This is a genomic window from Methylacidiphilum kamchatkense Kam1 (genome assembly GCF_007475525.1).
Lineage (GTDB): Bacteria > Verrucomicrobiota > Verrucomicrobiia > Methylacidiphilales > Methylacidiphilaceae > Methylacidiphilum > Methylacidiphilum kamchatkense.
Genome location: NZ_CP037899.1, coordinates 968,665 through 986,850, shown reverse-complemented (window position 1 = coordinate 986,850; position 18,186 = coordinate 968,665). Strand labels below are relative to the sequence as shown.

Here is an 18,186-nt window from a genome sequence, read left to right as displayed (position 1 = left end):
TATAGCTAAGGGCTTCCAAGGCCTATTCTTTCTTGTTGTCAGTGGGTAGCCTCTCTTTATAGTATCAACAAAAAAGCAAAGATGAAATGACTCTTTTTCAATGGTAATCGATTGGTTCAAATACTTCCTATGTTATTTTCTCTTCTTCTTTTATTCTGTGGCTTTGTAATTCTTTCTAGTTCTATTCTTGTTTTAGGCTTGTATTTTTTTGGAAAAATCTTAGCAAACCTCGCTGTGACGGTACCACCCGCAGCAAGCCCGAATCTAAATCCTGAGTTGATTGGGTTAAAATATCAAAATTGGAAAATCCTATCAAAAGACAACATAGGACTAGCGGCTTGGTTTATTCCTCCACCAAGCTCTTCTCCCAAGAAATCCCCAATCATTGTTATTCATGGATTAGGAGCCAATAAAGAATTTATGATGAGTTATATTCAGCTAGCGCATACTCTAGAATTTCCTGTTCTAGCCATTGATTTACGAGGGCATGGGGAAAGTGATCCTGCTGTAGTCACCTTGGGTTTGAAAGAAAGCATGGATATAGAAAGTTGGATAGAAGAACTAGAAAAAAAAGGATATAGTTCCCCTATTCTGTGGGGAACTTCTCTTGGAGCCGTCACAGCTCTTCTTGCCGGCTCAAAACTTAATGGAAAAATCAGTGCAATAATAGCCGATGCTCCATTCGATACTCTTTATAATGCATTAATAACCCATGCTAAGGTACTATTTAGACTGAACGAGTTTCCAATGGTTCCAATCGTTTCATGGCATCTCAAAAGAAGTTATGGCATCGATGCTCATAAAATTGATTGTGTACAGGCAGCACAAAACATTGATTGTCCTCTCCTCATTCTTGCTGCTGAACATGATGTCAGAATGCCGATTAATATGGTTCAAAGAGTCTTTGATGCGGCAAAAAATCCTAAATTTTGGTGGGTCATTCCTAATGCCAATCATGAATTAAGACTATTCAATGATGATTTTAAAGAAGTCATTACGAACTTTTTGTGCATCAATAAAGAATGCCAAATGACCTCTCAATGATAGAGCTATTAAAGGTGATTGGTCAGAATAATTACTTAGCGCCAATCAAAGTCGCACACAATCTACAAGCGTATTTTTGGGGATGAGGCTCAACTCTTGAGCCAAACTAATAAGAACATCGGCTTTTGTCGCAGGAAAAACCCCTGAAGGATCTGCCAACGATACCGGATGAACCATTATTTTGCCTTGGCAATCCTCTTCTTTTGCAAAATAGTATTCTGTTCTCCCAGGTTTTTTTGCTATATCCATCGCTAGATGCGCCTGAAATTTTAAAAACGGATTTCTAGACCATCCCATGAGTTTGGCAACAGCCTTTCTTACCAGTTCATAAAAACAGACCACAACCGCTGCAGGATTCCCAGGAAGAGCTATAAATGGAATTCCATGAAAAGACGCAAAGGAGAAGGGACGACCGGGCTTGATAGCAATTTTTTTAAAATAAATTTTACATTGTGTATCAATAAATTTAGCAACAAAATCTTTTTCTCCAACAGACAATCCCCCAGTAGATAATATAAGATTGGCATTGCACCTCTTGGCCTTATCCATTTCCTTTTCTAGTTCTTCCATATCGTCAGCTATTATATTTCCTCCAATCACCTCCACTCCAAGCTCCTTTAAAGCACTGAAGAGAAAAATCCTATTGCTATCATAAAGCTGACCCATCTCAAGAGTTGCTCCAACTGTTTTAAGTTCAGTCCCCGTGCTTAACAAGTATACAACCGGTTTGCTTTTTACTCTTAGGTGGGTAATGCCTAAAGTTGCTAAAAGATTGATCGTCCTGGGATCTACTTTTATCCCTTTATGAAAAAGCAATTCCCCTTTTTTGATTTCCTCCCCAGCTTTTCGGATATTTTCACCCTTTTTATAGGAACCTTTTATTTTGACGCGGCCATTCTCTAGATGAATCTCTTCTTGGACGACAACCAGATCAAAGGGCTTAGGCACAACCGCCCCTGTGGCTACTCTAACGCATTGATTGGGGTGGAAATCTTCCAAAATGGGCATCCCTGCATACACTTCAGCTGCCACGACAAACTCTTTTTCTTTATTTTCTAAAAGAGCTTCTGAACAAAAAGCATACCCATCCATCATTGAGATATCAAAAGGAGGAAAGGCCGTAGGGGAAAAAATATCCTCAGCAGTGACTGAATTTAATGATTCATCTAAGGGAAGAAGTTTATCCCCTTTGATTTCGTGAATGGTTTTCTCTATTATCTCCAAGGCTTGAGCGATGGAAACATAAGTAAAAGGTTGTTGATTCATCATTAATATGTATTTTCTTTCAACGACTTAAAGAAACTCTGGCATCTAACAAAAAAGAACTTATAGCCGTTACATCGTCTCTAAAAAAAACGGGTAAGTTTTTAAAAGAACTTATCGGTACTCTTTGTTCAGTAATGAACCCAAGGCAATTATCTGTTTCTCGCAACACTTCTTCCCCTTGTTCAATCCTATCGATAAAACAAAACTTCGGGAATGGATCCTTCTTAAATCCTTCGATCAAGATAAAATGATACTCAAAAGAGCGCATCAGATCAAAAAATGCATTGAGAATTATTTGTTGAGAACACTCACAATCCACAATCATTGCCGCTTGCTTTTCTGAAATGATGCAGACGCTTGAAGCTCCAGATTCTTTAAACTTGAAACTATCTTTTCCAGGACAATCCATTTGAAACCCCTTATGGGCGTGCTTTAAAGCCCCAACTTTATAGCCTTTAGAAGCAAGCAATGCAACAAGTTTACATATTAGTGTGGTTTTTCCACAACCGCTTCTTCCTACAAAACCAACAATAGCTAAAGCTTGTTTTTGCATTCACCTAGCTTTTTTCCATCCAATCAAACATCTTATTGGCTTCCTCAAATGCTTCAAGGGTATTGATGTTAAAAAATCTTTGCGATGCCTCAGTCCAATCCACTTTAAGCGCTGCGACTTTTCGATAAAAGCCTTCGACTCGTCGCTGTCCTGAGAGCAAATATTCTTCTAGCTGTGGCAATGCGGATTTTTTGAAAAGAGCAAAAAGAAACTGTTCTTTTTGTCCATCCGAAATATAAGCAACCGAAGCAGAAGAAGAAAGGAGTTTTTCAAGAAGGACTGTCTCCCATCCAACTTCAAAAAAAGGACAATCACATGGAAGAACGAACAACAAAGGACTTTGTATATTCAGAAGCACTGAATAGATCCCTCCTAATGGTCCAAGCTTTTCTACACAGTCTTTTATAACAGGCCACCCGTATTTTGCATATTCATCGAGAAAACGGTTGGCACTGATCCAAAGGGTTTTTACCCTAGGTGCAAGTTTTTCAGCAGCATAAACAAATAACGGTTTTCCTTTAAGCAGTAAAAGCCCCTTTTCTTTTCCTCCCATCCGTTTGCCTTGCCCCCCGCATAGTATGACCCCATCGCTGTCAATTTGCATTTTTTTATAAAGGATAAACGACTTTTTTCCTTGAATTAAATCGTGTCAGCTCCCTGTAACCAACCTCTTTGACTAGGCAAAGAGCTTTATCAAAGTCGCTGCCGACTTCGGCAGGACTGTGGGCATCAGAACTAATTAAAATAGGAATTCTTTTTTCATAAGCCATTTCTAGAAAGCGTTTTTCTGGATAAATTTCTTGAACTGGTTTTCTGAGACCTGCCGTATTAATTTCAAAAGCAAGATGATGATCAGCCATCGCATTAATGGCTTCTTTGTAATAAAAAGAAAGATCTTGTTGTGGTTTCCGGTTAAATTTTTTTACCAAATCAGGATGTGCTAAAAAATCGAAAAGGCCCGAACAAGCCATCTTTGTATACAAAGCAAAATATTCAGTCCAGACGGCTTCAACTGAATATTCATCCCATTTATTTAATTTTGAGGGATTATCAATGTCCCAATCCTTAGAAATATAGTGTACGGAGCCTATAAGATAGTCCCAGGGAGCTAAAGTCGCTAAAAACTGAATATGCTTTTCATACCCCAAAAGAAAATCACACTCTAATCCAAGCCTTATAGGATAGTTTGGAAATTCTTTTCTTGTTTCTTCAATCATTTGGAAATATTCTCCGAGCTGATCAATAGACATTCTCCAGTCATCGAAATAATGTGGCATAGGGTTATGATCTGCAAACCCCACTTCGACTAGTCTGTTTTCTATCGCCACTTTAACATACTCCGACGGTTCTCCAACAGCATGACCACATAGTGGAGTATGAAGATGATAGTCAAAAAGCATAACCTCTTTCCAATACAAAGGAAATCTCAGTCTTTATGGGATAAGATTTCAATAGCTCTATTAATTTCATCTTCGGTGTTATAAAAGTGCGGAGCAAATCGAATATACCAATTTTTATTCCTATCCATCCGAAAAGAAATTATTATTCCTTGAGATTTTAATTTGGCAAGCAGTTCTGTAGGATCAACTCCAGTTGCTGTTGCAGAAATTATTCCAGAACATCGCTCAAGGGGAAAATCGTCTGACAAGCATTTCCAACCAATTCGATTTAGACTTTCTCTAAGATACTGATGTAGAAAAAGAATCCTTTCTCTGATCTTATCAATACCGATTGCAAGCAAAAGATCCATCGAAGCCTCCATTCCAATAATGCCTAAAGCATAGAGAGCCCCACTTTCATAGCGTCGAGCTCCTTTTTCTAATTCCATTGTTTCCTGGGCAATAAAATGGGGAGACTTGACATTCCATGCGCCAAGCAAAGAAGGAGCTAGGTAATCCTGTAAGGATTCTTTGCAATAGAATATCCCCGCTCCAAGAGGACCTAGAAGCCACTTGTGAGAATCAGCACTGAGAAAATCAAAATATTCAGAGTCCATAGTTGAAATGCCTAAGGACTGTATCCCATCTAAACTAAATAAAATGCCCCGATCATGTAGCGCTTTGCCAATTTCTTTGTAATCCAAAAGATAACCTGAAAGATAATGGCAACTAGCCAGTGCCACAAGCTTCGTTTTGGAGCTAAGGACACTCAAAACTAAAGGCAAGGTTATTTTGCCTGGTTCTTCAGGACATAAAGGAACAGCTTTAACCCCAAATTTTTCAAGATTTTTCCATGGATAGACATTGGTTGGATAATCATCTGGATAATAGACAACTTCATCTCCTGGCTTCCATGGGATACCATTGGCTACCAAATTAAGCCCAAGAGCGGTAGGGCCTAGCAAAGCTATTTCGGAGGGCTTAGCATTGATTAATTTAGCAGCTGTTTCTCTGGCTTTTGTAATGGTTTCAAAAAACGATTCTGTTTCTTGACTCCAATCAGAAGACTCAAATGCGGCTTCTGATATCTTCTCTGCCGAAGGAGCGGGCAAAGGAGAAACGGCCGCATGAGCCATGAAAACTCTATTCCGTGTTACAGGAAAAAGCGTATTTCTTAAATTTTCTATGGAAAGAATATCTTCGATCGAACATTTTAGCATGAAAGTCTACTAATATAAGTTACATAAATAAGTTATATAAATATCTTACATTATCATCCAACTTTTTTTAATAAGGCACACTCCTATCCCCGAATACAGGCACTTTAACAACACCTCACAAATGACTTGAAAGGGTATTTCCAATGATTAAAAAAGCTGTAGCTTAAGAAAAAAAGATGAACTACGAAGATTTGGGTAATTTTTTTCTTATTTTTTCCACAGACTTTTTAATCTCGTCAACAGCTCTATGAATCTCTTCTTCAGTATTAGACCTTCCTAAGGAAAAACGAACACTTGATTTGGCTTCTATAGGATTAAGACCCATGGCTGTCAATACCCTAGATGGCTTCAATGAACCTGTTGTGCAAGCTGATCCACCGGAAGCATATATGCCTTTTTGGTCAAGATCAAAAAGAAGAGTTTCTGAATCCACGCCTTCAAAAAGAATATTTGTCGTATTAACAATTCTTTGCTCTTTATCGCCATTGACTTTTGTAAAAGGAATTTCTTCTAAGATTCTCGATTCTAAAAGATTCCTTAGCTGCAAAATCCTCTTATTATCTTCTTCCATGTTCTGAGAGAGGAGCTCGATAGCTTTACCCATTCCAATAATGGCCGGGACATTTTCTGTTCCAGCACGACGATGCATCTCTTGAGATCCTCCTCGCATAAAAGGTTCAAACTGTTTCCCTTTACGAATGAACAAGGCACCAATCCCTTTTGGTGCGTAAAACTTATGACCAGTCAAAGAAAGAAAGTCAACGGGAACCTTAGATAGATCAATCGGAATTTTCCCAATCGCCTGCACCGCATCGGTATGAAATAACACCCCTTTTTCTTGACACATCGCTGCGATTTGCTCGATAGGAAAAACTACGCCGGTCTCGTTATTGGCCCACATCACAGAGACTATAGCTGTATCTGCAGTCAGATGTTTTTCTATCTCTTCTATCTTTAACAAACCAGATGCATTCACACCAATTCTCAGAACTTCAAACCCTCTTTTCTCCAAATCAACGCATAACTCATAAATAGCGGAATGTTCCGTGGCTGTCGTAATGACTCTTTTTTTGCCTGTGGTTCGAAGCGCCGACAGGATCGCAGCATTATTTGATTCAGTCCCACAGCTAGTGAAAACAATTTCTTCTTCTTCGCAACCTAGAAACCGAGCAAGAGCAATCCTTGATTTTTTTACATACTGCTTGGCTTCCTGACCGAGTCGATATGGACTGGAAGGGTTCCCATAGTAGACAGAAAAAAAGGGAACCATTTCTTTAAGAACTTCAGAATCAACAGGAGTAGTTGCATTGTGATCCAAGTATATGAATCGGGTCATTTTAAACACCTTCTTTTAAACATTTCAGAAAACAACTAAAAACTTCATCTACGCTAAATGTTAGTCTTCTTTCCTTATTCCACAATATTTTGAATCTTTTGTCCAGTCTTGGGTACATCCAAGTGGTTGGGTCTGTAGGACCAAATAAAGCAATTGAAGGACATCCAACGGCCATAGCCAACTGTGTTATACCACTATCATGTCCACAGAATAAGTTACACAATTTGAGGATAGCACCCACCGATGGAAGATCTTGATTTATTATTCTTACATCGGCTGGAATCTCACTTAACTCTTTTCTTTCCATTTCAGCTGGCCCCATTATGAGGATAAGCCGACAGCCCATTTTTTGTATGCGCTGACAAAAAGAAAGCCAATTTTCTACTGGCCAACATTTTTTTTGACTTCCACTTCCAGGATGAATAGCAATTTTTACTTTTTCCTTTTCTATGCCACATAATAAGCCTAATGCCTTTTCGTCATCTTCTTTAGAGGGAAAAATCATTGGCGGGGGAAGACAGTCTAAAGAATTTATGATGCCTAATTCCATAATGGGCTTAGCAAGCCATTCCACAACATTTCCTACGCCTCTGAAAGGTGGACAGTAAATCACTTTTTTGACTCCTAAAGCATAGAGATTTTTTCTCAAAATCCCTTGTTCATCAGGGGTATAACAGAGAACAATGTCAACAGACGCAAAATAGTCTCTAAGAGCTAATCTGGGGATAAGATCTTGAGAAAAAAGAGGGGTAAAAAAAGCTTCTTCTATATCGTAAACCTTATCAAAATAATACCGATTTTCGCCTAGAATCCCAAATCTACGAGTTCCAAGGAGATCCAGCTTGGAAGGTTGCGCCAGATTCTTTAAAATATAAATAGCTGGTAAAGTCTGTATAAAATCCCCCAAGCCTCCAGCCCTGATGATCAGCATTCTGTCTTTATAAAAGATCTTATGCATCGATAAAACCAAGCAAAGATAATACCAGGCCAAAAAGGAGAGTGAAAAGGGCGATCAATTTAATCTTTCTTTCTGAAGAACAAAAGTACAATATCTTATCCCTAGCGAGATAAGGCATACCAACGAAAAGAACACCTACAAGTATCCAGCCGTAAGCTAAGAGCACAAGGAGAATCCGCCAGCTTCGCATACTTAAAAAGGTGCCATCTAAAATGACATTCGCTCCCAACAAAAGCAAAAGCGCTAAGGCCCTTAGGGAAATGAAGTCCTCTATAGCCACTATCACCAGTATTCCAAATATAAAAGCAAAAAGAATAAACCAAATCCTATACTGCGTATATTCACCAAGATCCATAGTCGCCAATAATATGATGACCCAGAGTACCGAAGTGCCCATTAGCACCTTGCCTAGAAAATCATTTCTAGGAAAATTTTTAAGGAATTGACAAAAAGAGGAGGGATATAAAAAAGCGATCGTCCCAAGAAGCAGATGTATGAATCCGGTTCCAAAGGCCACAGCTTTCAAAGAAAGATGATAAATCATATAATGGTTCTCTTTTATCTTTATCTTTTCTTACCAACCTGGTTCCTGTTGAGTGATGCAGTGAATGGCTCCCAATCCCCAAACTAAATCTTTGGCAAAAAAAGGACAGATTTTTCTTTCGGGAAAAAGACCTTGCAAAATTTCTTGAGCTACTTCATCCATTGGGTCTTCAAAAACAGGAACAAAGAGGGAATGATTTGTCAGATAAAAATTTAAATACGAAGCGGGCAATCGCATTCCATTTTTTATGACAGGGTTAGGCATTGGCACTTCGACTATTTCAAAAGGCTTCCCTCGGTAATCACATTCTTTAGCTAATTGTTCGATATTCTTTCGAAGACTTAGATAATTGCCATCCGAAGCATTTCGTTCAAATGCGCAAGCTATGGTATTGACACTCACAAACCTGCTGTACTGGTCGACATGGCCATCGGTATCATCCCCCATGATTTCCGCCTCTAGCCAAATTACTTTCTTGATTCCAAGAAATTCATAAAATATCTTTTCGATTACTTTTAGGCCAACTCCAGGATTTCTATTGGGATTATCAATACTTTTTCTGGAAGCAAGAAGCACTCCACTGCCGTTGGAATCGATAGCCCCTCCTTCCACAACAATCCCTGGGGAAAAAACCCGCATTCCTAAGTATTTTCCAATTCTTTCCGGAACACGATCATCCAGATCATAGGGAGGATATTTTCCACCCCAGGCATTATAAATAAAGTCCACAACGGCTATTTCCTCTTCGTTGCGAACAAAAATCGGTCCATGATCCCTACACCATGGTTCATATGCGGGATTTTCGTATAAAAAAATTTTTTTGTTGATTTCTCCCCCCCGCTCTTTGAAAAGATTCTCTACCTCAACAAACTGCGTTTTATCAAACACGTTTATTCTCACCAACTCATCCTGGGAGATAGCCAATGCCAGTTGAATCCAGATTTCTTCAGCTGCATGGGAAAGTCCTGGAAAACTTATACTTTCTTTTCTAGGCCAAGTAAGCCAAGTTGCTCTATGCTTTTCCCATTCGGCTGGGAATATAAAACAGCATAATGAAGCAGTTAGAGAATTTTTATTTCTGAAAGAGCCCGTATGCATGGATCTAGCAAATAGCTACAGAATTAAGGAAAATATCTTCGAGTGATTTGTTCATAAAGGTCGATCCTCCGATCCCGTAAAAAGGGCCAATTTATTCTCGTCTTCTCTATGAGGCTAAAATCCAGTTCTCCAACCAGAATTTCTTCTTTTTCTCCAGCTTGTTTGATGATTCTACCAAAGGGATCAACCAAAAAACTTCTCCCCCAGAACTCAATACAACGACTTTTTTCGTCTCCTTCTACCCCAGTTCGATTAATGGAAGCTACGAAAACTCCATTGGCAATGGCATGTGCTCGCTGAATAGTTAGCCAAGCTGTCAACTGATCTTGTCCAAAGGCCATTTTTTCTTCTACAAGCCATCCGATAGCGGTAGGATAAAAAATGATCTGAGCCCCCTTTAAGGCAGCAATTCTAGCAGCTTCTGGAAACCATTGATCCCAACAAATTAAGACTCCAATTCTTGCATAACGGGTCTGGAAAACAGGAAAGTCGTTGTCTCCAGCTGCAAAATAGTATTTCTCAAAATAACCTGGATCATCCGGAATATGCGCTTTTCTATAACAGCCCAAATAGCTTCCATCTGCATCCACTACAATAGCCGTATTGTGATATAATCCAGGAGCCCGCTTTTCAAAGATCGATCCAATCAATACAACCTGAAGTTTTTTAGCAATTTCCATGAAGCATTGAAGGGTAGGACCATTAATGTCTTCAGCCCAACTAAAAAATTCAGGATCAATTCGATTACAAAAATAACGGGTTTTAAAAAGTTCCTGAGTACATATAATCTCTGCGCCGAGTTCTTTCGCTTGGCTGATGAGTTCCAAATGATGAGCCAGTCCTTGAGTCGGATCAACAGCTCCAATGCTTTGAATAAGCGCCACCCTTACCATTTAGATCTTTCTTTTTAAAAATATTTTGATAGTTTTCTTTCACAAACGACGAAACGTCAATGAACTCTTTCATTAACCATACATTTCTATTCTATTGAAAGTGAATATTCTGATTGGCAACTCAAAAAAAATGTTATTTTTTTTTCTAAGCCTTTTCCTACTTGGAGGCTGTTCAATCAGCCCCATTACAGGATCCTATCGTCACAAAGCTAGTAAACAACCCTCATTTTCCTTACTATCAGCTCGTCCTAGCGCATTCATCGGCCAAAACGTTCTTTTAGGAGGAGTCATCCAACGATGTATGAACCATGAGGGAGAAAGTTTGATGTTGATTATTCAAAAACCTCTAGATCCCACAACAGACAAGCCAATAGTACAATCTCCTTCCAAAGGAAAATTCTATTTATGGTACAAAGGGAAAGTCGATCCCAAAGTCTATTCAACTGGCAAAACGATTACTGTTGCTGGAAAGATCGTCTCTCCATTTAAAACTAGTATAGAGAGCCCACATTATTTAATCGTCGAAGGGGAAGAGTTTTTTCTGTGGCCCAAAGAATCGCTCCCTTCTTATACCCAAAAAGTTCCCACAAAAACCATTCTAGAAAATGTATGGGAACCGGTTGGATTTGAACCATGGACCACAGGATGGGGAGAAGGATGGTGGTAAGAAGTAGTTCTAGCTTTAAACATTAAAGGTTTCCCTTATGGGATAAGACCCCAAAGATTTAAGCCAAATAGCATATTGTTCAGCCTTACGAAGAGCCTTTTCCAAAGGAACCGACTCTTTGCCTGCTTGAACCGATAACAAAAATAGATACGTATTCAATTTTCCAGGAATAGGCCTGGAAACAATCCTTTTGATGTTTAATTTGCCATCCCTGAAAGGTTCTAAAAAGGAACACAAACTTCCAGGCTCATCTTTTACTGAAAAAACAATGGTTGTTTCGGCAGTCGATCCTACGCAAGGAAAAGGACTTAAGACAAAAAATTGTGTGAGATTGACATTTCCTTCAAGTACAGGAAACTCTAGGATATCTAGCTTATAAATTTCTGCAGCTAAACGAGTCGAAAGTGCCGCAGAATAAGGATTTTCAGAAACTATTCTCGCTGCCTCTGAAGTACTAGCTGTCTTCTGTATTTTAGCCCGTGGAAACTTTGTTTTCAGCCATTTCCTGCAATAAAAAAGAGGAGTAGGATGGGAATAGATCTCTTTGATTTCTTGACCTTTTCTTCCAATCAATGCCAATTGAACATTCAACGAAAGCTCTTCTTGAATATAAAGATGGAAGTCTTCTTCCAAAAGCAAATCAACCGATTCAAGAATCATTCCTCCAGTGGAATTTTCAATTGGAATCAATCCAATCCTTTCTTCTCCATCGGCAAATGTCTTGACAAATTCAATAATATCCTCTATAGAGCCCAGAGAATGGTGTTGCCAATCAGGGAATCTTTTCTTGACTACAAGATGAGAAAACGTCGCTTCGGGGCCCAAATACCCGACCTTTTTATTCACCTTTTTTCTGTCGTCTATTTGCTCCACTTTCATAGTCTTTTGAAATTTAATTAAGGTTTATTCAAAAAAAACGGTTTAAAAATATAAGATAAAAAATGATTTTTCATATACTGGACTCATTATTATAAATCTTGCATGCTTTGTTATGTTTTTTTCTGCTAACGCCATCGACCATTTTTTAGTTCGCTTTTCAAAATTAAGGGCATTAGTTATTGGAGATCTCATGCTCGATGAATTTGTTTGGGGAAAGGTTTCTCGTCTTTCTCCTGAGGCTCCTGTACCAATCGTAGAAGTCCAGAAATGTTCCTATTTTCCTGGAGGCGCAGCTAATGTGGCTCGGAATCTGCTTGAATTTACAAAAGAGGTTTCTGTTTTAGGAGTTGTTGGAGAAGATGAGGCAGGGAAAAAATTGCTTCAATCTTTGGAAAATTTTGGATGCAACCTGCGTGGCATTCAAATCATCCAAAATAGGCAAACGACCCAAAAAACAAGAATTTTCGGCAGGCAACAACAGGTAGTAAGGGTGGACAGGGAAACAAAAGAACCAATCCCTAAGGAAATTACCCAGAATATTTTGCTTTACTTAGAAAAGGAATTGGATTCTAAAGATCTTATCATTATCGAAGATTATGCCAAAGGGTTGCTTGATCAAACGATCATCGATTTTATTTTAAATCATACCAAAGGTAAGGACATCCTTGTTGCTGTGGATCCCCATTCAAACAACCGCCTCAACTGGACAGGAGTGAGTGTCGTTAAGCCAAACAGAAAAGAGGCAATCGCTCTTGCAGGCTTTCCAGATGTTCACGAAGAAGATCTGACAAAGATTGTGGAAGCTGCCAGAATACTCCAAAAAAAATGGCACTGTTCCTACATCCTTGTCACTTTAGGGGAAGAGGGAATGCTTCTGTTGGAGAGGGAAGGAAAACCTAAAACCATATCGGCTGTTTCTAGAGAGGTTTTCGATGTTTCTGGAGCTGGAGATACAGCTATCAGTCTTTTTTCCCTTGCGCTTTCAGCTGGAGCCACTGGATTTGAAGCAGCTCTGATTGCCAATCATGGGGCGGGGGTTGTTGTTGGAAAACTAGGAACCGCCACCTGCACTCCTGCCGAACTCAAACAAAGCATTTTATCTTTCCCTCCTACGATCGACTCAAGACTATGAACAAGGCTGTTTTCTTTGATAGAGATGACACGCTGATTAAAAATATACCCTATTTAAAAAACGAAAAACTGATAGAAATTCCCCATGGCTTGGATCAACAACTTTTGAGACTTAAAAAAGCGGGTTTTCTGTTATTCATCGTTTCGAATCAATCGGGTGTTGCCCGAGGACTGCTAACAGCCGGGGACGTTGAAAAGGTCAATCAGAGACTATTAGAAATGGTTGGTAGCAGTTTTTTTGAAAAGATCTATCTTTCTTATGAAGGACCTACACAGGAAATCACTTGGGACAGAAAACCACAGCCGACAATGATTTGGAAGGCTACTAAAGAATATGATATCGATTGTGGCAGATCTTTTTTTGTGGGAGATAGACTAGCTGATGTCCTTTGCGGCAGAAACAGTGGATGCAAAACTATTTTTATAAACCTGGGAAGAAAAAACCTCGATGCGTTTGTAGCCTGTCGGCTTGCGACCTATGTGACCTTTTCTCTTTTTGAAGCCATTGATGTAATTCTTTCTGTTGAAAATGAGTAATCGCAGCCTTTTTTTGAAAGAAGCAAAATCTCATTCTGAGTCCTTCATGACAACCATCATTGTTATTCCTGCTAGATGGGGTTCCAGTAGGTTTCCTGGCAAACCATTAGCGATGTTAGGAGGCAAACCACTCATTCAATGGGCTTGGGAAAGGGCTATGGAATGCAAAAGAGCAAAGAAAGTTGTGGTAGCCACTGATGATCAAAGAATTTTTGACGTAGTGAAAGGTTTTGGCGGGGAACCATTGATGACTAAATCGAGCCATCTTTCCGGAACGGATCGAGTAGCTGAAGTAGCCGCTTTATATAAGGCAGACAGATATGTAAACTTCCAAGGGGACGAACCTTTTCTTCCTGGGAAAGAAATAGACAGGCTTATTGAGGGCATGGGAGCAGCTCCAATTGCCACCCTAGCAAGAAAACTTATGGAGGACTCCGAAAGGAAAAATCCAAATGTCGTAAAAGTTGTTTGCGATGTAGATGGTTTTGCCATTTATTTTAGCAGAGCACCAATACCTTTTCTGAAAAATAAAACGATCAATTATTCGCTGCAGGCGCATGTGGGTATTTACGCATTTTCATCATGGGCTTTACAAAAATTTATTTCTCTTCCATATGGAATATTAGAACAAGTGGAATCCTTGGAACAACTCAGGGCAATAGAGAACCGAATTCCTATTCGGGTGGTTTCTACTGCCTATCAAACTGTGGCTATAGACACCCCTGAAGACTTGTCGAAGGCCGACCAAATGCTTAAACATAATAAAGAGCTGCTATGAAATATATTTTTGTTACAGGTGGAGTAATTAGTTCTCTGGGTAAAGGCATTACAGCAGCAGCCTTGGGAACTCTATTAGAAAGAAGGGGAGTCAAAATTTCCTTACAGAAACTAGATCCCTACCTCAATGTTGATCCTGGGACGATGAACCCCTATCAGCATGGTGAGGTATATGTCCTTGAAGATGGAGCAGAAACTGATTTAGATCTTGGTCACTACGAAAGATTCACAAACGTCAAACTTTCCAAGCTTAATAATACAACCACAGGACAAATCTACGAAGCGGTCATTCAACAAGAAAGACAAGGAAAATATCTAGGCAAAACCGTTCAAGTCATTCCCCATGTGACCAATGAAATAAAAAACCGAATTATGCGAGTAGCCGAAAGTAGCGGCTGCGACATCTTGATCACTGAAATCGGAGGCACAACCGGAGATATTGAAGGCCTTCCCTTTCTTGAGGCTATCCGACAGATGGCTTTAGAAGTTGGTTCTGATCACGCTTTGTTCGTCCATGTCACCTATGTGCCTTACATCAAGGCTGCTGGAGAGCTCAAAACAAAACCAACCCAGCAGAGTGTTGCGAAACTACGAGAAATAGGCATTCAGCCTCATGTTCTAGTTTGCCGATCCGATCATCCCCTGACGGAGGAAGTTAGGGCAAAACTTTCTCTCTACTGTAATGTCTCCATTGAAGGGGTCATCGAAGAGTTAGATGTTCAACATACTATTTATGAAGTTCCTCTGATGCTTCAGAAAGAAAAACTAGATGCTCTTGTCTGCAAGTATTTGAAACTTGATCTGCCCGAAGCCGATTTAACAGATTGGAAAGCTTTTGTCGAAAAAATTATGCATCCTTCGCATCAGCTTTCTATTGCAGTGGTAGGCAAATATATCGGTCATCAGGACGCCTACAAAAGTATCTATGAAGCGTTGACCCATGCGGGAGCATTTCTTTCCTGTGGAGTGGAAGTCAAAAAAGTGGATGCTGAAGAAATCGAAGAAAAAGGGGCCGAAACGCTGCTTCAAGGATCAGATGGAATATTGGTTCCTGGAGGCTTTGGCAGTCGAGGCATTGAGGGAAAAATAGAGGCAGCAAAATATGCACGGCTTCATCACATTCCCTATTTTGGATTATGTCTTGGCATGCAGACCGCTATTATTGAATTTAGTCGAAATGTTGTTGGACTGACCGATGCCCACAGTACAGAGTTTGAAAGTATGACCTCAAACCCTGTGATCTGTTTGCTTGAGGAACAAAAAAAACTTTCTAGCCTTGGAGGGTCCATGCGGCTTGGTAGCTCTCTATGCAAACTCCTTCCCAATACAAAAGCTTATGAAGCCTATAGGCGGGATACTTCTAGAGAACGGCATAGGCATCGTTACGAGTTTAACATGGCCTATAAGCCCCTACTTGAAAAGTTCGGTTTGAAGATATCTGGTACAACAGAAAATGGAGAGCTGGTAGAACTGATTGAATTAGAAAATCATCCCTGGTTTGTTGGCTGTCAATTCCATCCAGAATTTCAATCCAGACCTAATTGCCCACATCCGTTATTTGTAGCTTTTTTAAAAGCCTCACTGGAACATCGAAAGAAAACCCATTCCTAGAGTAATATTCCTTTTATAGGAACTGTCATGAATACAAAAAAAGAGCCTTTTATTGTCATTGCCGGTCCCTGCGTGATCGAATCGATGGAACTTCTTATAGATACTGCCCTTGAACTAAAAAAAATTACAACTAAATACCAGCTTCCTTTTTATTTTAAGTCTTCCTTTGACAAAGCAAACCGCTCCTCCATTAATTCTTTTCGTGGCCCAGGCCTGACAAAAGGGTTAAACATGTTATCAAAAATCAAAGAAAAAACGGGCTGTGCCCTCACGACTGATGTGCATCTTCCAGATCAAGTAAAACCAGTAGCTCAAATTGTTGACATCCTTCAAGTACCTGCCTATTTATGCAGGCAAACCGATTTAATCTTGGCTTGCGGAGAAAGCGGAAAAATTGTCAATGTAAAAAAGGGACAATTTTTAGCTCCTGATGACGTTGATCTTATAGCTGAAAAGCTCCAATGGGCCGGCTGCAAAAATTTCTTTTTTACAGAAAGGGGCAGCTGCTTTGGCTATCATGATCTTATTGTCGATATGCGAGGGATTGTTCGCATGCGGTCTAGAAAACATAAGGTTATCTTTGATGCCACACATTCAGTTCAACGACCTTCAGCACTTGGTAAGCAGACAGGAGGGGAAGAAGCCATGGCTTTCCCTTTAGCCAGGGCCGCTGTGTCTATTGGCATTGACGGACTTTTTTTTGAAACGCATCCTTATCCAGAAAAAGCCATGTCAGATGCCTCGACAATGATCCCACTGGGCAAAGTGGATCAAATGCTTGAATGCCTTTTAAAAATCCATGAAGCCGTTCCTTAATGTTTTTCTTTTTGTTTTTCTATTTGTTCTAGAGGATGGTCTTTTTGCCGACTCTCCCTCATTACCTTTAGGAGCAGTGATAAAAAATTTCATTTTACCCCAGAGAAATGCAGAAGGAAAACTACAAGCAACCATACATGGAGAAGAAGCAGTTGCAGTGAGCGTAAATAGAATAGAAATACGGAAAATGAAAATCGAACTTTTCGATAACGATCGAGTCACTACTACTATCCTCTCTCCTCGATGCGACTTTTGGAAATTGGACAATAGGCTTTCCACCAAGAATGGAGCTGAAATTGAAAGAAAAGATTTAAAGCTTACCTCTAACATCATGGATTGGGAAATCGATAACAGAAAAGGAATTTTTCGGGAAAATGTCCGTATGGTTCTTTATAAACTACCCCTTGGAAAATCGAATCAAAAAAAAGAGCCTTCTTCTCCTAGCCATGCACCAACCCCCTCGCTTCGAACCGGGGCACTGCCTCTTCGTGGAAACCTTGAAACAAAACCATAAATTCCATAGAGCGATGAAACCCTTTTTGTTATTACTCCTTTTTTTCTTTCTCCGATTGAATGTTTTTGGTCAATTTCCAGAAGAAAACCCACCAGAACTGCTTTCCAACCCTGATGCTACAGTCGTCACATCGAATACTTTCCGAATGGATCAAAACAATCATCAAGGATTTTTTAGTGGCAATGTCATCACCATAGCGAACAATTTTAAAATGCGATCGAATGAAATGACCGTTTACTTTGATGAAAGTGGTTCTGAAATCAAAAGACTTATTGCCAAAGGAGATGCAGTGCTCGTACAAGAAAAAAGGACTGCCAAAGCATCTCAAATGGAATATATTGTTCCAGAAGATAAGTTAATATTAACGGGCAATCCCGAAGTGATTGAAGAAAATAAAGACCATGTGACAGGCAATGTGATTACAATATTTCGAAACACCAATCAGATGTTTGTGGATGGACACAGCCGCGTGATTCTCCTAAGAAACAGTCAACCACAAGAGCAGCAACAGAAAAAATAGTTTCTTTTAATCCAAAAGATAAGTGAAAAATTTAGAATCAATACGAGTTTTAATCCTATCAACAAGTGCCGGCACTGGACACGTTCGTGCTGCGGAAGCATTGGAAAAGGCTTTTCTTGAAGATCCAAGAGTAGGACAAGTGATTTGCGTAGATGCTTTAAAATTTACCAACAAAATCTTCAGAGACTTTTACTCAAAACTTTATATCCAGCTAGTTGAAAGAGCTCCTTCTTTTCTCGGTTGGTGGTATCGAACAACCGACGAGCCTTGGAAAACCGATAAAATGAGACTCATGCTCGATCGGTTAAATACCAAACCACTTATCGATTTTATTTCTAGGTACCGGCCTCAAGTGACCGTTTGTACTCATTTTCTGCCCGCTGAGATCATTTCCTATTTGATTTCTCAAAAAAAATAGATTGTCGGCTATCGATCGTTGTGAC

At 39.6% G+C, this 18,186-nt stretch carries 21 protein-coding genes; 10 read left to right on the top strand and 11 right to left on the bottom strand.

All coding sequences use genetic code 11. The features are described from left to right. Window positions 1-129 precede the first annotated feature (129 nt). Complete coding sequence (locus kam1_RS04660; protein ID WP_052250503.1) at window positions 130-1,044, top strand: alpha/beta hydrolase; 915 nt, start codon at window positions 130-132, stop codon at window positions 1,042-1,044. 45 nt (window positions 1,045-1,089) lie between these two features. Here kam1_RS04660 and kam1_RS04655 read toward each other — a convergent pair whose 3' ends face one another. The 10 genes from kam1_RS04655 to kam1_RS04610 form a co-directional block, all read right to left on the bottom strand. Beyond that, window positions 1,090-2,313, bottom strand: a complete 1,224-nt coding sequence (locus kam1_RS04655; RefSeq protein WP_235277407.1) for a molybdopterin molybdotransferase MoeA — start codon at window positions 2,311-2,313, stop codon at window positions 1,090-1,092. Between the two features lie 16 nt (window positions 2,314-2,329). Then, window positions 2,330-2,863 carry a molybdopterin-guanine dinucleotide biosynthesis protein B gene (gene mobB, locus kam1_RS04650; protein ID WP_039721686.1) on the bottom strand — a complete coding sequence of 178 codons (534 nt, stop codon included), beginning with the start codon at window positions 2,861-2,863 and terminating at the stop codon, window positions 2,330-2,332. 4 nt (window positions 2,864-2,867) lie between these two features. After that, window positions 2,868-3,467, bottom strand: a complete 600-nt coding sequence (gene mobA, locus kam1_RS04645; protein ID WP_039721687.1) for a molybdenum cofactor guanylyltransferase MobA — start codon at window positions 3,465-3,467, stop codon at window positions 2,868-2,870. Window positions 3,468-3,471: 4 nt separating this feature from the next. Beyond that, window positions 3,472-4,263: a histidinol-phosphatase HisJ family protein gene (locus kam1_RS04640; RefSeq protein ID WP_039721688.1), complete on the bottom strand. Its 792-nt coding sequence runs from the start codon at window positions 4,261-4,263 to the stop codon at window positions 3,472-3,474. Between the two features lie 26 nt (window positions 4,264-4,289). Further along, entirely contained in the window at window positions 4,290-5,462 is a 1,173-nt protein-coding gene (locus tag kam1_RS04635; RefSeq protein ID WP_039721689.1) for an aminotransferase class V-fold PLP-dependent enzyme, read from the bottom strand. Window positions 5,463-5,643: 181 nt separating this feature from the next. After that, window positions 5,644-6,798, bottom strand: a complete 1,155-nt coding sequence (locus kam1_RS04630; RefSeq protein ID WP_039721690.1) for a cysteine desulfurase family protein — start codon at window positions 6,796-6,798, stop codon at window positions 5,644-5,646. A 1-nt stretch (window position 6,799) separates the two neighbouring features. Further along, window positions 6,800-7,729 carry a glycosyltransferase family 9 protein gene (locus kam1_RS04625; RefSeq protein ID WP_235277409.1) on the bottom strand — a complete coding sequence of 310 codons (930 nt, stop codon included), beginning with the start codon at window positions 7,727-7,729 and terminating at the stop codon, window positions 6,800-6,802. 19 nt (window positions 7,730-7,748) lie between these two features. Further along, window positions 7,749-8,300 (bottom strand): hypothetical protein, encoded by a 552-nt coding sequence (locus kam1_RS04620; protein WP_039721691.1) that lies wholly within the window; start codon window positions 8,298-8,300, stop codon window positions 7,749-7,751. Window positions 8,301-8,330: 30 nt separating this feature from the next. Then, window positions 8,331-9,398 (bottom strand): agmatine deiminase family protein, encoded by a 1,068-nt coding sequence (locus kam1_RS04615; RefSeq protein ID WP_039721692.1) that lies wholly within the window; start codon window positions 9,396-9,398, stop codon window positions 8,331-8,333. Window positions 9,399-9,421: 23 nt separating this feature from the next. Next, on the bottom strand, window positions 9,422-10,291 hold the full coding sequence (locus tag kam1_RS04610; protein ID WP_039721693.1) for a carbon-nitrogen hydrolase: 870 nt from the start codon (window positions 10,289-10,291) through the stop codon (window positions 9,422-9,424). A gap of 130 nt (window positions 10,292-10,421) precedes the next feature. Here kam1_RS04610 and kam1_RS04605 point away from each other — a divergent pair, with 130 nt between their 5' ends. Continuing rightward, window positions 10,422-10,958 carry a Slp family lipoprotein gene (locus tag kam1_RS04605; protein WP_143958280.1) on the top strand — a complete coding sequence of 179 codons (537 nt, stop codon included), beginning with the start codon at window positions 10,422-10,424 and terminating at the stop codon, window positions 10,956-10,958. 15 nt (window positions 10,959-10,973) lie between these two features. Here the strand turns inward: kam1_RS04605 and kam1_RS04600 are convergent, their stop codons facing one another. Next, on the bottom strand, window positions 10,974-11,837 hold the full coding sequence (locus kam1_RS04600; protein WP_039721695.1) for a prephenate dehydratase: 864 nt from the start codon (window positions 11,835-11,837) through the stop codon (window positions 10,974-10,976). Window positions 11,838-11,949: 112 nt separating this feature from the next. On the opposite strand from kam1_RS04600, the gene kam1_RS04595 reads away from it, so the two are divergent. From kam1_RS04595 to kam1_RS10540, 8 genes are read left to right on the top strand one after another with little or no spacing between them, the layout of a single operon-like run. Beyond that, on the top strand, window positions 11,950-12,969 hold the full coding sequence (locus kam1_RS04595) for a bifunctional heptose 7-phosphate kinase/heptose 1-phosphate adenyltransferase (RefSeq protein ID WP_039721696.1): 1,020 nt from the start codon (window positions 11,950-11,952) through the stop codon (window positions 12,967-12,969). Then, window positions 12,966-13,505, top strand: coding sequence for a D-glycero-alpha-D-manno-heptose-1,7-bisphosphate 7-phosphatase (locus tag kam1_RS04590; RefSeq protein ID WP_039721697.1), 540 nt, complete (start codon window positions 12,966-12,968; stop codon window positions 13,503-13,505). The genes kam1_RS04595 and kam1_RS04590 overlap by 4 nt, the downstream gene beginning before the upstream one ends. Then, window positions 13,498-14,283, top strand: a complete 786-nt coding sequence (kdsB, locus tag kam1_RS04585; RefSeq protein WP_244946173.1) for a 3-deoxy-manno-octulosonate cytidylyltransferase — start codon at window positions 13,498-13,500, stop codon at window positions 14,281-14,283. The genes kam1_RS04590 and kdsB overlap by 8 nt, the downstream gene beginning before the upstream one ends. Beyond that, window positions 14,280-15,893: a CTP synthase gene (locus tag kam1_RS04580; protein WP_143958279.1), complete on the top strand. Its 1,614-nt coding sequence runs from the start codon at window positions 14,280-14,282 to the stop codon at window positions 15,891-15,893. The genes kdsB and kam1_RS04580 overlap by 4 nt, the downstream gene beginning before the upstream one ends. Before the next feature lie 27 nt (window positions 15,894-15,920). Further along, window positions 15,921-16,709 carry a 3-deoxy-8-phosphooctulonate synthase gene (gene kdsA, locus kam1_RS04575; protein WP_039721700.1) on the top strand — a complete coding sequence of 263 codons (789 nt, stop codon included), beginning with the start codon at window positions 15,921-15,923 and terminating at the stop codon, window positions 16,707-16,709. Continuing rightward, window positions 16,693-17,223 carry a hypothetical protein gene (locus kam1_RS04570; protein ID WP_039721701.1) on the top strand — a complete coding sequence of 177 codons (531 nt, stop codon included), beginning with the start codon at window positions 16,693-16,695 and terminating at the stop codon, window positions 17,221-17,223. The genes kdsA and kam1_RS04570 overlap by 17 nt, the downstream gene beginning before the upstream one ends. Window positions 17,224-17,236: 13 nt before the next feature. After that, entirely contained in the window at window positions 17,237-17,743 is a 507-nt protein-coding gene (locus tag kam1_RS04565) for an LptA/OstA family protein (protein WP_235277411.1), read from the top strand. Between the two features lie 22 nt (window positions 17,744-17,765). Next, complete coding sequence (locus kam1_RS10540; RefSeq protein ID WP_276507661.1) at window positions 17,766-18,161, top strand: MGDG synthase family glycosyltransferase; 396 nt, start codon at window positions 17,766-17,768, stop codon at window positions 18,159-18,161. The last annotated feature ends 25 nt before the right edge of the window (window positions 18,162-18,186 follow it).

Coding starts and splice junctions, on each gene's coding strand:
- kam1_RS04660 (WP_052250503.1), top strand. CDS start 130: ATGTTATTTTCTCTTCTTCTTTTATTCTGTGGCTTTGTAATTCTTTCT.
- kam1_RS04655 (WP_235277407.1), bottom strand. CDS start 2,313: ATGATGAATCAACAACCTTTTACTTATGTTTCCATCGCTCAAGCCTTG.
- mobB (WP_039721686.1), bottom strand. CDS start 2,863: ATGCAAAAACAAGCTTTAGCTATTGTTGGTTTTGTAGGAAGAAGCGGT.
- mobA (WP_039721687.1), bottom strand. CDS start 3,467: ATGCAAATTGACAGCGATGGGGTCATACTATGCGGGGGGCAAGGCAAA.
- kam1_RS04640 (WP_039721688.1), bottom strand. CDS start 4,263: ATGCTTTTTGACTATCATCTTCATACTCCACTATGTGGTCATGCTGTT.
- kam1_RS04635 (WP_039721689.1), bottom strand. CDS start 5,462: ATGCTAAAATGTTCGATCGAAGATATTCTTTCCATAGAAAATTTAAGA.
- kam1_RS04630 (WP_039721690.1), bottom strand. CDS start 6,798: ATGACCCGATTCATATACTTGGATCACAATGCAACTACTCCTGTTGAT.
- kam1_RS04625 (WP_235277409.1), bottom strand. CDS start 7,729: ATGCTGATCATCAGGGCTGGAGGCTTGGGGGATTTTATACAGACTTTA.
- kam1_RS04620 (WP_039721691.1), bottom strand. CDS start 8,300: ATGATTTATCATCTTTCTTTGAAAGCTGTGGCCTTTGGAACCGGATTC.
- kam1_RS04615 (WP_039721692.1), bottom strand. CDS start 9,398: ATGCATACGGGCTCTTTCAGAAATAAAAATTCTCTAACTGCTTCATTA.
- kam1_RS04610 (WP_039721693.1), bottom strand. CDS start 10,291: ATGGTAAGGGTGGCGCTTATTCAAAGCATTGGAGCTGTTGATCCGACT.
- kam1_RS04605 (WP_143958280.1), top strand. CDS start 10,422: ATGTTATTTTTTTTTCTAAGCCTTTTCCTACTTGGAGGCTGTTCAATC.
- kam1_RS04600 (WP_039721695.1), bottom strand. CDS start 11,837: ATGAAAGTGGAGCAAATAGACGACAGAAAAAAGGTGAATAAAAAGGTC.
- kam1_RS04595 (WP_039721696.1), top strand. CDS start 11,950: ATGTTTTTTTCTGCTAACGCCATCGACCATTTTTTAGTTCGCTTTTCA.
- kam1_RS04590 (WP_039721697.1), top strand. CDS start 12,966: ATGAACAAGGCTGTTTTCTTTGATAGAGATGACACGCTGATTAAAAAT.
- kdsB (WP_244946173.1), top strand. CDS start 13,498: ATGAGTAATCGCAGCCTTTTTTTGAAAGAAGCAAAATCTCATTCTGAG.
- kam1_RS04580 (WP_143958279.1), top strand. CDS start 14,280: ATGAAATATATTTTTGTTACAGGTGGAGTAATTAGTTCTCTGGGTAAA.
- kdsA (WP_039721700.1), top strand. CDS start 15,921: ATGAATACAAAAAAAGAGCCTTTTATTGTCATTGCCGGTCCCTGCGTG.
- kam1_RS04570 (WP_039721701.1), top strand. CDS start 16,693: ATGAAGCCGTTCCTTAATGTTTTTCTTTTTGTTTTTCTATTTGTTCTA.
- kam1_RS04565 (WP_235277411.1), top strand. CDS start 17,237: ATGAAACCCTTTTTGTTATTACTCCTTTTTTTCTTTCTCCGATTGAAT.